This window comes from Duganella sp. Root1480D1 (genome assembly GCF_001427305.1).
In the GTDB taxonomy this organism is placed as follows: domain Bacteria; phylum Pseudomonadota; class Gammaproteobacteria; order Burkholderiales; family Burkholderiaceae_D; genus Rugamonas.
This window is the reverse complement of the sequence record NZ_LMFZ01000012.1, coordinates 555,452-569,229: the sequence shown is the minus strand read 5'-3', so window position 1 is coordinate 569,229 and position 13,778 is coordinate 555,452. Positions and strand designations below refer to the sequence as shown.

Annotated in this window: 10 protein-coding genes and 1 other RNA gene; 10 read left to right on the top strand and 1 reads right to left on the bottom strand. The window is 62.4% G+C overall.

Annotated elements, in window-relative coordinates:
• Positions 1-46: 46 nt before the first annotated feature.
• On the bottom strand, positions 47-1,744 hold the full coding sequence (locus tag ASD58_RS14935) for a thiamine pyrophosphate-binding protein (RefSeq protein ID WP_057261936.1): 1,698 nt from the start codon (positions 1,742-1,744) through the stop codon (positions 47-49).
• A 174-nt stretch (positions 1,745-1,918) separates the two neighbouring features.
• On the opposite strand from ASD58_RS14935, the gene rnpB reads away from it, so the two are divergent.
• The 10 genes from rnpB (at position 1,919) to murF (ending at position 13,777) form a co-directional block, all read left to right on the top strand.
• An RNA gene (gene rnpB / locus ASD58_RS15730) (RNase P RNA component class A) lies at positions 1,919-2,250 on the top strand.
• Positions 2,251-2,262: 12 nt separating this feature from the next.
• A complete protein-coding gene (gene glpK, locus ASD58_RS14930) occupies positions 2,263-3,747 on the top strand; it encodes a glycerol kinase GlpK (protein ID WP_057261935.1) in 1,485 nt (494 codons plus the stop codon).
• A complete protein-coding gene (locus ASD58_RS14925; RefSeq protein ID WP_057261934.1) occupies positions 3,744-4,517 on the top strand; it encodes an AraC family transcriptional regulator in 774 nt (257 codons plus the stop codon). The genes glpK and ASD58_RS14925 overlap by 4 nt, the downstream gene beginning before the upstream one ends.
• Before the next feature lie 97 nt (positions 4,518-4,614).
• Entirely contained in the window at positions 4,615-6,837 is a 2,223-nt protein-coding gene (locus ASD58_RS14920; RefSeq protein ID WP_057261933.1) for a M9 family metallopeptidase, read from the top strand.
• Between the two features lie 477 nt (positions 6,838-7,314).
• Positions 7,315-7,743: a division/cell wall cluster transcriptional repressor MraZ gene (gene mraZ / locus ASD58_RS14915; protein ID WP_057261932.1), complete on the top strand. Its 429-nt coding sequence runs from the start codon at positions 7,315-7,317 to the stop codon at positions 7,741-7,743.
• Positions 7,744-7,756: 13 nt separating this feature from the next.
• Positions 7,757-8,722, top strand: coding sequence for a 16S rRNA (cytosine(1402)-N(4))-methyltransferase RsmH (gene rsmH, locus ASD58_RS14910; RefSeq protein ID WP_057261931.1), 966 nt, complete (start codon positions 7,757-7,759; stop codon positions 8,720-8,722).
• Positions 8,719-8,991, top strand: coding sequence for a cell division protein FtsL (ftsL, locus tag ASD58_RS14905; RefSeq protein WP_057261930.1), 273 nt, complete (start codon positions 8,719-8,721; stop codon positions 8,989-8,991). The genes rsmH and ftsL overlap by 4 nt, the downstream gene beginning before the upstream one ends.
• Positions 8,991-10,778: a penicillin-binding protein 2 gene (locus ASD58_RS14900; protein ID WP_057261929.1), complete on the top strand. Its 1,788-nt coding sequence runs from the start codon at positions 8,991-8,993 to the stop codon at positions 10,776-10,778. The genes ftsL and ASD58_RS14900 overlap by 1 nt, the downstream gene beginning before the upstream one ends.
• Before the next feature lie 9 nt (positions 10,779-10,787).
• Positions 10,788-12,323 carry a UDP-N-acetylmuramoyl-L-alanyl-D-glutamate--2,6-diaminopimelate ligase gene (locus ASD58_RS14895; protein ID WP_156401305.1) on the top strand — a complete coding sequence of 512 codons (1,536 nt, stop codon included), beginning with the start codon at positions 10,788-10,790 and terminating at the stop codon, positions 12,321-12,323.
• On the top strand, positions 12,323-13,777 hold the full coding sequence (gene murF / locus ASD58_RS14890) for a UDP-N-acetylmuramoyl-tripeptide--D-alanyl-D-alanine ligase (RefSeq protein WP_057261927.1): 1,455 nt from the start codon (positions 12,323-12,325) through the stop codon (positions 13,775-13,777). Before ASD58_RS14895 ends, murF begins: the two co-directional genes overlap by 1 nt.
• Position 13,778: the final 1 nt, after the last annotated feature.

Sequence of the window (13,778 nt, the reverse complement as noted above, 5' to 3'; positions counted from 1 at the left end):
CTGGCCGCGCAATTGCGGGCCAGCCCTTTAGCCGGAACGGCGGGGATTACTTGCCGGCGGCGACAGCCTGCTTGCGGATGGTGTCGAGGGTGGCGCCTGGGGTGATCAGGTTGCCGTCGTAGCGCAATTCGATGATGGCTGGCAGGTTCTGCTCGCGGGTGAAGGCGAGGGCGCGCTGCAGGGCCGGGGCGAAGTCCTCGGTAACAGCAACGGTTTCGCCATGGCCGCCGAAGGCGCGCGCCACTGCGGCGAAGTCCGGATTGTGCAGCGTGGTGCCGGAAACGCGGCCTGGGTATTCGCGCTCCTGGTGCATGCGGATGGTGCCGAACATCTGGTTGTTGAATACGATGATGACCACACCCGCCTTGTACTGCACGGCAGTGGCCAGTTCCTGGCCGTTCATCAGGTATTCGCCGTCGCCCGCGAACGTCACCACGGTGCGCGCCGGATCGATGATCTTTGCGGCTACGCCGGAAGGTACCGAGTAGCCCATGGCGCCGCTGGTCGGCGCGAGCTGGGTGCGCATGCCGCCGTAAGGCCAGTAGCGGTGCGCCCAGGTGGCGTAATTGCCGGCGCCATTGGTGATGATGGTGTCGGCCGGGCACTGGGCCTTCAGTTCCTGCACCACCTGCCACAGGTTCAGCGGAGCATTGTTGTCCTTGAAGATCGACGGCTGCTGCTGCCAGGCGTTGTATTCGGCGCGCGCCTGTTCAACGCTGTCGCGCCATGCGCTCGAATCGACCGGCTCCATGGCCGCCAGCATTGCGGCGGCCTGCGGCATGCCGGAGGCGATCATCATTTCGCCCTGGTAGACGCTGCCCAGTTCTTCGGGGCTGGCGTGGATGTGCACCAGGCGCTGCTGCGGCACCGGCGAGGCGATGATCGAGTAGCCGCTGGTGGTCATTTCGCCGAGACGCGGGCCGATGGCGATCAGTACATCGGCTTGTTTTACGCGTGCGGCCAGCTTCGGGTTGATGCCGATGCCGACATCGCCGATGTAGTTCGGGTGGCTGTTGTCCAGCAGGTCCTGGAAGCGGAAGGCGCAGCCGACCGGCAGCTGGTTCGCTTCGGCGAATTTGCGGATGTCGGCCGTCGCCTGCTGGTTCCAGCCGCCGCCACCCAGCAGCAGCATCGGGCGCTTCGCTTCAGCCAGCATCTGGCGCAGTTGCGCGATTTGCGGGGCGGAAGGTGCGCCCTGGGTCGGCACATAGGCGCGGGTGTCGGCCACGGTGGCCTTGGCGGTCAGCATGTCTTCCGGCAGGGCCAGTACCACTGGGCCCGGGCGACCGCTGGTGGCGACCTGGAAGGCGCGGGCGATGTATTCAGGGATGCGGTCGGCGCGGTCGATCTGGGCTACCCATTTCGCCATCTGGCCGAACATGCGGCGGTAATCGACTTCCTGGAAGGCTTCGCGGTCCATGAAATCGCTGCCAACCTGGCCGATGAACAGGATCATCGGGGTCGAATCCTGGAAGGCGGTGTGCACGCCGATCGAGGCATTGGTGGCGCCCGGGCCACGGGTGACGAAACAGATGCCTGGCTTGCCGGTCATCTTGCCGTAAGCGTCGGCCATGAAGGCAGCGCCGCCCTCCTGGCGGTTGATGATGAAGCGGATGCCGGATTCGTGCAGGGCGTCCAGCACGTCCAGGTAGCTTTCGCCGGGCACGCCGAAGGCGGTATCGGTGCCGTGGACTTTCAGCGCATCGACCAGGATCTGGCCGCCGGAACGAGGAGTTTGCGTCATGGTACTTGCCTTCTTATACATGGATTTGGCATTCTATGCCTGCTCTGGGGAAATGGCTTTCGGTTTTGCGACACCAAATTATATGGACGGAGTCAGGGCCCAACACCCAACACGGCTGTGCCGTGTCAGGTGTCGGGACCTGACCCCGGCAGTAAATAATGTAGAATATCGCCCGAAGCAAGCCAGACAGCCGCTGGCTCATGTCGCAAGACATGGGCGGGAGGAAGGTCCGGACTCCACAGAGCGGGGTGACGGTTAACGGCCGTCCGCTGAAAGCCAGCAATGGTATAAGGCGAGGAATAGGGCCACAGAGACGAGCGTATTAAGTTACGGTGAAACGCGGTAACCTCCACCTGGTGCAATTTCAAATAGGCACGCGATGATGTTGCTCGCGGAGCGTGCGGGTAGAAAGCTTGAGCGGCGGAGTAATCCGTCGCCTAGAGGAATGGCTGTCATAGCACCTTCGGGTGCCGTAACAAAATCCGGCCTATCGGCTTGCTTCAACTAATTCTTGAGAGATGACTCAATACATCCTCGCCCTGGACCAGGGCACAACCAGTTCACGCGCCATCCTGTTCGACCACGAAGGAAAAATCGCAGGATGCGCGGCGCAGGAATTTCCCCAGCACTTCCCCCAGCCTGGCTGGGTTGAACACGATCCCAACGAAATCTGGAACAGCCAGATCACCGTCGCCCGCAAGGTCCTGCAGGACTTCGACGTAAAAAAGGTGCGTGCCATCGGCATCACCAACCAGCGCGAAACCACCGTGGTGTGGGACCGCAAGACCGGCGAGCCTATCGCGCCCGCCATCGTGTGGCAGGACCGCCGCACTGCCGACTACTGCGAAGAGCTGCGCGCCGCCGGCAAGGCGAAAATGATCTGCGAAGCGACCGGCCTTGAGCTGGACGCCTATTTCTCCGCCACCAAGGTCAAATGGATCCTGGACCACGTGCCCGGTGCGCGCGAACGTGCGCGCAAGGGAGCCCTTTGCTTTGGCACCATCGATTCCTGGCTGGCCTGGAAGCTGTGCGGCGTGCACGTCACCGACGTGTCGAACGCCTCGCGCACCATGCTGTTCAATATCCACCTGATGCGCTGGGACGCGGACTTGCTGCAGCTGTTCGACGTCCCGGAAGCCATGCTGCCCCAGGTGGTTTCCTCCAGCGAGGAAATAGGCGCCACGCGTGAAGCCTTGTTCGGCCATGCGATCCCGGTGGCGGGTATCGCCGGCGATCAGCAAGCCGCCACTTTCGGCCAGGCTTGCCACCAGCCTGGCATGGTGAAGAACACCTACGGCACCGGATGCTTCATGCTGATGCACGCCGGCCGCCAGCCGCGCACCTCGCACAACCGCCTGCTCTCCACGGTAGGCTGGCGCGTCGACGGCGCGACGGATTACATGCTGGAAGGCTCGGTCTTCATGGGCGGCGCCACCGTGCAGTGGCTGCGCGACGGCCTGGGCATCATCCAGCAGTCGAGCGACGTGGAAGCGCTGGCCAACAGCGTGCCGGACAGCGGCGGCGTATTCCTGGTGCCGGCCTTCGTCGGACTTGGCGCGCCGCACTGGGATCCCTATGCGCGCGGCACCATCGTTGGCCTGACGCGCGGCAGCAACAAGGCGCACATCGCGCGCGCTGCCGTGGAATCGATCGCCTACCAGAGCGCCGAATTGCTGGCCGCCATGCAGAAGGATGCCTCGATGCCGGTGACGGAAGTGCGCGCCGACGGCGGCGCCGCCCGCAACGACATGCTGATGCAGTTCCAGTCCGACTTGCTGGGCGTGCCCGTGCTGCGTCCGAAGGTGACGGAAACCACGGCGCTGGGCGCCGCCTACCTGGCCGGCCTGGCTGTCGGTTTCTGGGAATCGCAGGAAGAAATCGCCACGCAGTGGGCCTGCGAGCGCCGCTTCACTCCAGCGATGGGGGATGACCAGCGGGCCGAGTTGCTGGCAAAATGGAATCGCGCCACAGAGCGCGCCAAAGCATGGGAGACACCTTTATGACGGACCGTCCTTGGAACGTGGAGTTGGACGCGATCGAGAAACTGTTCGACGCGATGACCGAAGTAGCCTTCTTTGTGAAGGATCGCGATGGCCGCTATGTGGCCGTCAACAATACGCTGGCCCGCCGCTGCGGCTTGCGCAACAAGTCCGATATCCTCGGTAAGACCGTGATGGACGTGCATCCGCGCCCGCTGGCCGCAGCCTATGAGGCACAGGACCGGCAGGTGATCGACATGGGCGCCACCATCGAGAAGCACCTGGAACTGCACCTGTACCCGAACCGCCGCCGCGGCTGGTGCCTGACCCATAAGGCCCCGCTGCGCAACGAGCAAGGCGACATCGTGGGCCTGGTCGGCACCTCGCATGACCTGGGCCTGGTCGACGAACAGCACCCGGTGTACCGCCAGGTGGCGCGCATCGCGCAGCGCATCCGCGAGAACTTCCACATGCAACTGAACCTGGCCGACCTGGCGCGCGAGGAAGGCTTGTCGCTGGCGCGCGTGGAGCGCCTGTTCCAGAAAGTGTTCCACTACAGCCCGCGCCAGCTGCTGCTGCAATCGCGGCTGGAAGGCGCGCTGGCGCTGATCGAGGCCTACCCGGGCCGCAGCATTGCCGACATTGCGCGCGAATGCGGCTACACCGACCATAGCGCCTTCAGCCGCCAGTTCAAATCGATGACGGGTTATACGCCAAGCCAGTTCCGCACCGGTTCCGGCTCGCGTCCACCTGTGGCTTTTTCGTCCATCGCCTGTGCAGTTCACGTTAGCTGAATCGGCGAAATCACCATAACGGCGCGCACGCTTGAAATCGTGCCACCTCTCCTCGTTAGCATGGGCGCTCCCATTACATAACAGAAGAGGTGGAGACATGATGTTGAAAGCAATCGGCGCAGCAGCCCTGCTGCTCGCCGCGCAAGCGCATGCGGATAGCGGTAACAAGCTGCACCAGCCGCCCGCGCCGCACCAGCGGCAATCCCTGCCGCCCACGCTGGAGCAAAGCAAGTACGACCTGGCGCCAACGCGCAAGCCGCGCAATGACCTGATGCCGCGCAGCCTGAAAACCAGCATGGCGCCAATGTCCGCAACGCCGCAGTGCAAGGACATGAATACCCTGGCCAGCTACAGCGGCGCAGCACTGGCCGAATACGTGGCTACATTGCCGGACTACGAGTGCACTTATCCGCTGTTCTCCGCTGCGCCGGCGCTGGCCACCAGCATCTATTCCAGCGCTAACGTGAGCGCTGTCGCCAGCCGCCTGGCCAGCGAGGCAGCCAGCTACAACGGCTCCAACATGAAGCTGGTGAACCTGGTGCTTTACCTGCGCGCCGGCTACTACCAGGCCAGCGGCGGCACCATTCCGGCGCTGACCGAATCGGTACGCGCACCGCTGCGCACGGCCATCCACGGCCTGGTGCGCGGCAGTGCCCTGTACGCCAACAACTCCGTGGCGCCAACCACCGCAGGCGAAACCTGGAAGCTGGTCACCAATATGCACGACGAGGTGCAGTTCCTGCCGGATGCGAAAGCTACCGTGGCGCGCTTCACCAATACCTCGTCCTCGGCGACGGAAGCGGAAGCGCTGAAGCAGGACAGTGCCGGTGGCGGCATGACCGGCGCGCTGACCGTGCTGTTCCGCGGCCATACTTCGCCTGATGTCGGCACCACGCTGTCGAACGATATCTCCTACGCCAACACGCTGTACACCTTCATCACCAACAACAAGGCGGCGCTGCTGAATTCCAATGCCGGCTACCAGTTGACCGATGCGGCGAACGAGACCTTCCGCTTCATGCAGTACGCCGGGCTGAAACCGCAGGTCAAGCCGATGGTGCAAAACACCCTGAACAGCAGCACCATGCTGGGCGCCGACAGCGGCATGTGGCTGGCAGCTGCGCAGGCCGTGAAGTACTACGACAGCGGCAATTGCTCCCAGTACGGCGTGTGCAATTACGAAGACCAGTTGGCCAATGCGGTGCTGAAGACCAGCTACAACTGCAGCCCGACCCTGCGCCTGCGCGCACAGGACGTAACCCAGGCCCAGGTGCAGGAAATCTGCTCCGCACTGGCGACGGAAGAGGGCTATGCCCACACCATGCTGCAGACCAACCGCACTCCGGTTGCGCATGACAACAACACCGCGCTGGAGCTGGTGGTATTCGACGACTACACCAACTACAGCAAGTACGCTGGCGTAATCTACGGCATCGACACCAACAACGGCGGCATGTACCTGGAGGGCGATCCTTCCGTGGTCGGCAACCAGGCGCGCTTCATCGCCCACGAGGCTTCGTGGCTGCGCCCAACCTTCAAGGTGTGGAACCTGGAGCACGAATTCGTGCACTACATCGACGGCCGCTTCGACATGTACGGCGATTTCGGCCAGGGCACTTCCGTGCCGACCGTGTGGTGGATCGAAGGCGTCGCGGAATACCTGTCGCTGAAGAATAACAACCAGCCGGCAATCGACATGGCGCGCAGCCGCAAGTACCGCCTGAGCGACATCTTCGGCAATACGTATTCGATGGCGGACTACCAGGACCGTGCCTACCGCTGGGGCTATATGGCGACCCGCTTCATGATGGAGCGCCATCGTTCCGACGTGGACCAGGTGCTGGCCAAGTTCCGTGTTGGCGATTACGCGCGCTACAACGACTTCATGCGCGACATCGGCACCCGCTACGACAACGAGTTCACGGCCTGGGCCGACGCGGCCACCACGGCCGGCGAACCGCCAATGCCGGACAGCGTGTCGAACCTGCCAACTTGCAGCGGCCAGGCTTCGCCGACCTACCTTGGCAAGAACTGCGCCATCCGCAACCTGTCGTCCGGTTCGCGCACCTACCTGCACCTGATCGTGCCGGCCGGCGCCAGGAACGTGAAGATCATGAGTGCGGGCGGCAGCGGCAATATGGACATGTACGTGGCCCTGAACCGCTATCCGAGCACCACCTCCTTTGATTACGCTTCCACCAATGCCGGCAATGCTGAAAATATCAGCATCGCAAGCCCGGTGGCCAACCAGTGGTATTACATCACGCTGGAAGCGAAACAGCCGTTCAGCGGCGTCACGGTAGGCGTCACTTACGAGTGACAAGTGTCTCAAGCCGTATAATGTAGGCAAGCGGCGGCATCGCCATTTGTCTATACAAGTTGCCGCCCAGTCCACACTGGGCGGCATGTTTTTTTGAGGGTACAGATCGCGCGCAAGGCGCGGCAGGCTTCATTCTCCCGCCATTGCGGGTCTGCGGCACTTGTTGTTAAATTGATCAAGTGTCCTTGCCTTAAGACAAGCAAACGCCGATTTGCAAATTTATTTTTAGTCATTTTCTGCGCGTTTGGCCACCTCTGCACGTGAAGTAGCACTTTCACTATCTTTCATAAGTCCCTAATTTCTCAATGGTTTTTATCTCGGCTATTTCTCAAGGAATGCCGCTAAGTCCTTAATTTCATTGGACAAATCGCTGTTTTTGCTTGGGAAAATCGCTTGACCACCTTGTGAGCATCCTCTAAAGTGGGCGATAGTGTGAAAAAGTGTAGTTTTGTGGGATTTTTTAGATAAGGTTAAGTCGTGTTCCAAGGCGCGTCCGCGATCACATTAGATGCGAAAGGCAGGATGTCCATCCCGGCCAAGCATCGTGACGCACTGATGATCCAGTGCGAAGGACGGCTCACGCTTACCAAACACCCGGACGGCTGCCTGTTGATGTACCCGCGCCACGTCTGGGAAGCCAAGCGCGACCAGATCGCTTCGTGGCCGATGTCGGCCCGCGGCTGGCAGCGCATCCTGCTGGGCAATGCCGCCGACGTCGAGATGGATTCCGCCGGCCGCATCCTGGTTGCCCCTGAATTGCGCGACGCCGTCGGCCTTGGCCGCGAAGTCGTGCTGTCCGGCATGCTGACCCACTTCGAGATCTGGGATCCGGTCAAGCGCGCCGAAAACGAGCAAGCCACCATCGAGGTAGGCATGCCCGATACCCTGTCCGATTTCTCCTTCTGAGGCCCGGTTCAATATGACGACGACCTCGGTGCCAGAGTTCCAGCATCGCACGGTGCTGTTAGATGAAGCGGTGGATGCGCTCGACCTGGCCGGCGCGCGCGCCAACGGCATCTATATAGATGGCACCTTCGGCCGCGGCGGCCACAGCCGCTTGATCCTGTCCCGGCTGGGCCCGGAAGCCCGCCTGATCGCCTTCGACAAAGACCTGCAAGCTATCGCCAACGCCGAAACCATCGACGATGCGCGTTTCACCATCGTGCACGACAGCTTCGCCACCATGGCGGATGCGCTGGCCGAACGCGGCATTCCCGCCGTCGACGGCATTTTGCTGGACCTCGGCATCTCGTCACCACAAGTAGACGATGCTGCGCGCGGCTTCAGCTTCCGCAACGATGGCCCGCTCGACATGCGCATGGATACCACGCGTGGTATCTCCGCTGCCGAGTGGCTGGCCACGGAATCAGAAAAAACACTGGAAAAGGTGATAAGGGATTATGGGGAAGAACGGTTTGCTTTTCAGATTGCAAAGGCGATTGTTGCTCGCCGGGCAGTCGAGCCAATTTCAAGCACACGACAGCTTGCCGGTATCGTGGCAGGCGCGGTCAAGACTCGCGAGAAGGGCAAAGATCCGGCCACCCGCACCTTTCAGGCTATCCGGATTTTCGTCAATAAAGAGCTTGAGGACCTCGAATCGGCCCTGAGCCAGGCATTCGACGCCCTGAAACCGGGCGGCATCCTGGCCATCATCAGCTTCCATTCGCTGGAAGACCGCATGGTCAAGCAGTTCCTCGCTTCCAAGGCCAAGGTGGAGCAGCCGGACCGGCGCCTGCCGATCAAGGCGGCCGACCTGCCGCAGCCGGAGTTGAAACTGCTGGCCCGCATCAAGCCGTCCGACAAAGAGGTGGATGAAAACCCGCGCGCCCGTTCGGCCGTGATGCGGGTTGCCATGCGCCTGCCTTCAAGCGGAGGCGTGCCATGAGCAACAAGGTGAACATCGTGCTGACGGCATTGCTGGTCGCTTGCGGCCTGTCGGCCGTTAACGCGCAATACCAGGCTCGCCACCTGTTCGTGGAGCAGGAACGTGCGGAAGCGCTGGCGCGCCAGCTCGATACCGAGTGGGCCCAGCTCCAGCTCGACCAGTCGACGCTGGGCAAGCACGCCCGTATCGAAGAAATCGCACGCCGTGAACTGAATATGACCCAGCTCACGCCGAACCGCACCCAATACCTGACGGAGGGCGAAAAGTGATGCGCTCCAGCGGCGGAACCGGAACGGCACGCGTGGCACGCTCGCAGGGCGTGGCCTTCTCCAAGAGCCCAGTATTGGCGGTGCGCCTGCCAAGCTGGCGCTCGCGCGTCGTGCTGTTCGGGATGTTTATCGCGTTCGGCGCGCTGGCTGCGCGTGCGGTCTGGTTGCAGGGTACTTCGACCCAGTCGCAATTCCTCCAGAAGGAAGGCGCAAACCGTTACCAGCGCACGCAGGAACTGCCGGCAGTGCGCGGCAAGATCACCGACCGTAATGGCCAGGTGCTGGCCTCGTCCATCCCTGTGCGCGCCATCTGGGCTGCGCCGGAGGAATTGCTGGCTGCGCCGAAAGAAAAACTTCGTGCCCTGGCCGGCTTGCTGGAAATGAGCGAGTCCGAACTGCGCAAGAAGCTGGACTCCGATCGCAACCTGGTCTACCTGAAACGCCAGGTCGAAGTGGAGGTGGCCGACAAGATCAAGGCGCTGGACCTGGACGGAATGGATATTCGCCCTGAATACAAGCGCTTCTATCCGCAAGGCGAGGTGATGACCCACCTGGTCGGTTTCACCAATGTCGACGACAAGGGCCAGGAATCGATGGAACTGGCACAGCAGGCCAACCTGGTTGGCAAGCCGGGCTCGCGCCGTGTCATCAAGGATGGCCGCGGCCGCATCGTGGAAGACATTGGCGGCAAGGTCGAGCCGCATAACGGCAAGGATGTCGTGCTGTCGGTGGACAGCAAGATCCAGTACATCGCCTACACCCAATTGAAGTCCGCAGTCGAGCACTTCGGCGCCAAGGCTGGCGGCGCAGTGGTGCTGGACGTGCATAGCGGCGAGGTGCTGGCGCTGGCCAATTACCCTAGTTACGACCCGAACGACCGCCGTAACCTGACCGGTGCGCAGCTGCGCAACCGCGTGATGACGGACTCTTTTGAACCGGGTTCCACGCTGAAGCCGATCACGGTTTCGCTGGCGTTGGACACTGGCCGCGTAAAACCGAATACGCTGATCGATACCGGCAACGGCCGCTTGCAGATCTTTGACCGTCCGATCTCCGATACCAAGGCGCACGGAGTAATCAGTGTGTCGCAGATTATCGAGATGTCGTCCAACATCGGCACCTCGAAAATCGCACTTAGCATGCCGTCCCAGGAAATGTGGGAGATGTTCACAAAAGTCGGCTTTGGCCAGCAACCGAAGTGGGGCTTCCCCGGGGCGGTGGCGGGAAGGGTGCGGCCCTATAAATCATGGCGGCCGATCGAGCAGGCGACCATGAGTTACGGTAACGGTATCTCGGTGTCGCTGATACAGCTAGCGCGCTCTTACATGATGTTTGCCCGGAATGGTGACACCATTCCTTTGTCGTTTGAGAAGGTGGAAAAAGAGCCGCTGGGCCAGCAGATCATCAAACCGCAGACCGCCGCGCAGATGCGCGAAATGCTGGAGTCCGTGGTATCGGGCAAGGACGGCACTGCCAAGAAGGCGCAGATTCCGGGCTACCGCGTGGGCGGCAAGACCGGCACCGCCTACAAGGTGGAGAACGGCCGCTATGCGATGCCGCGCAAATACATCGGTTCCTTCGTCGGCATGGTGCCGATGTCGGCGCCGCGCTTCATCATTGCAGTCATGATCGACGAACCGACCCAGAACGGCCACTTTGGCGGTTCGGTCGCAGCACCAACTTTCGCGGCAGTCGCAATCAACGCATTGCGCGCCTCCAATGTGCCTCCTGATTCCAACGTCACCGAAATCGTGGTGCCGGCGGACACCGGACCGGAGGCCATGTAAATGACTACGATGAACCACCAAGAAATTATCAACTGGATGCGTGAAGTTGCGCCAAATGCGCAACTGGCGTCCGACTCGCGCCGCGTCAAGGCCGGCGACGTATTTTTTGCCTATCCTGGCGATGCCAAGGATGGCCGTACTTTCATTGCCGCTGCAATTGCCAACGGCGCCGCGGCCGTGGTGTACGACGATACCGGCTACGCCTGGGATGCCGCTCATGCTGTGCCGCAGCTCGCCGTGGCGGGCTTGAAGAAACAGGCCGGCCCGATCGCGCACGCCTGGTATGGCCAGCCCGATGCGAACATGTTCACCGTGGCCGTCACCGGCACCAACGGCAAGACTTCCTGCGCCGTATGGACCGGCCAGGCGTTGGCCAAGGTGGGCGAAACGACCGCCGTTATCGGCACGCTGGGCGTCGGCATGTTCCGCGCCCGCGGCGAAGTGGAGTTCGACGAAACCGGTTACACCACGCCGGACGCCGTGCTGCTGGCGCGCAAACTGAAGGAAGTGCATTCCGACGGCGCCAATGCGTTGGCGATCGAAGCCTCGTCCATCGGCCTGCACCAGGGCCGCACCGAAGGCATGCATTTCGATGTCGCGATCTTCACCAACCTGACACGCGACCACCTGGATTACCACGGCGACGAAGCGAATTACGAAGCTGCCAAGACCATCCTGTTCGACTGGCCTGGCCTGAAGCACGCGGTGGTGAACCTGGACGACCCGATGGGCCACCGCCTGGTTGCGCACATCAAGGCCTCCAAGGCGGTGCGCAAACCAGCCATCATCGGCTACACGCTGAAGGACATCAAGGCGCAGCCGAATGTGCCGGGTATTTCGATGCTGCGCGCCAGCTCGCTGCGCAGCCGCAACCTGGGCACCGAATTCAACCTGGATTCGACCTTCGGCCACGCCCACGTGCGTACCCAGCTCGTGGGACCGTTCAACGTGAGCAATGCGCTGGCCGTGCTGGCCGCGCTGCTGGCGAAAGGCATTGCCTTCCGCACCGCCATCGACGGTATTGAATCGCTGCAGCCGGCCCCTGGCCGCATGCAGCAGATCGGCGGCCAGGAAGCACCGATGGTCGTGATTGACTACGCCCATACGCCGGATGCACTGGAAAAGACGCTGGAAGCCTTGCGTTCCGTAGCGGACGACCGCGGCGGCCACCTGTGGTGCGTGTTCGGCTGCGGTGGCGACCGTGATCCGGGCAAGCGCCCGCAAATGGGCGGGATTTCGCAGATGGCGGAACACGTGCTTGTCACCAGCGACAACCCGCGCAGCGAAGAACCGGCCGACATCATTCGCCAGATCGTGGCGGGCATGGACCCGGACCATCCGAATTCCGAATTCATGACGGTGGAAGACCGCGCAGCGGCGATCCTGTCCGCCGTGCGCAATGCCGGCAAGGCGGACGTGATCCTGCTGGCAGGGAAGGGCCATGAGCCCTACCAGGAAATCAAGGGCCGCAAGATGCCGTTCTCGGATGCCGAGCACGCGCAGCTTGCATTGTCTGCACGCCTTACCATGATGAGGCCGCACTGATGCGCAGCTCTATTGCACATATCCTGCCGGCGCTGAGCGGCGCGCACCTGCATCATGGCGTGCTGTCCAATGACGCCGCGCTGGCGCTGGACTTCGACGGCGTCTCGACCGATACCCGCACGGCCGGCGCCGGCCAGTTGTTTGTCGCCTTGCGCGGCGAGGTATTCGATGCCCACGACTTCCTGCAGCAGGTGGTCGACAAGGGCGTGGTCGCCGTGGTCGTGGAAAAACTGCCGGAAGGCTGGACCCTGCCTGCCATCGTGGTGCCGGACACCCTGGCGGCACTGGGCCAGATCGCCAATTATTGGCGCAGGCAGTTTGCGTTGCCGGTGATCGGCGTGACCGGTTCGAACGGCAAGACCACTGTCAAGGAAATGATCGCCTCCATCCTGGCTGCCGCCCATGGCGAAGACGGCCGGCTGGCGACGCGCGGCAACCTGAATAATGAAATCGGCGTGCCGTTGACGCTGTTCCGCCTGAATGCTTCGCACCGTTCCGCCGTGGTGGAACTGGGCATGAACCATCCGGGCGAAATCGGCCGCCTGAGCGCCATCGCCGCGCCGACTATCGGCATGGTGAACAACGCCCAGCGCGAACACCAGGAATTCATGCACACAGTGGAAGCGGTGGCGCGCGAGAACGGCAGCGTGCTGGCTGCATTGCCCGGCGAGGGTGTAGCCGTGTTCCCGCATGGCGACGAATTCACGCCGGTCTGGCGCGAACTGTCGGTCGGCCGCCGCGTGCTGACCTTTGGCCTGGATGCCGCCGCCAACGTGAGCTGCACCTACACTGCCGGCGACTTCGGCGCCGAACTGGAAGTGACCGTGCGTCCCGCGGCCAACGCGCAAGCTGCCGGCCATGGCGCCGCCGCGTCCTTCTCCGCACCCGACGCAGTGCCGCGCCACTTCAGCGTATCGCTGCAGGCGGCCGGAGAACACAACGTTCGCAATGCGCTGGCCGCGATTGCCTGCACTTATGCAGCCGGCATCGACACTTCCACCATCCGCACAGGGCTGGAAGCGTTTGCGCCGGTAAATGGCCGCCTGCAGAAGAAGCAGGCAGCCAATGGCGCGCTGCTGATCGACGACAGCTATAACGCCAACCCGGACTCGGTGCGCGCCGCCATCGACGTGCTGGCCAGGGCCAAGGCACCGCGCGTGCTGGTGCTGGGCGACATGGGTGAAGTCGGCACGCAGGGCAAGGAGTTTCACGAAGAAGTCGCTGCCTATGCCGCGACAAAGGGCATTGAACGCTTCTTCGCCACCGGCACGCTGGCCGCCCATATGGCGCCGCATGCCGAGCACCACCAGGAATTCGACGCGCTGCTGCAGGCCGTAAGTGCCGCAGTAACGCCGGATGCAACCGTATTGATCAAGGGCTCCCGCTTCATGAAGATGGAACGGGTCGTGCAGCATTTGATTGGATCGCAACACGCTACAAAGGAAACACACTAAT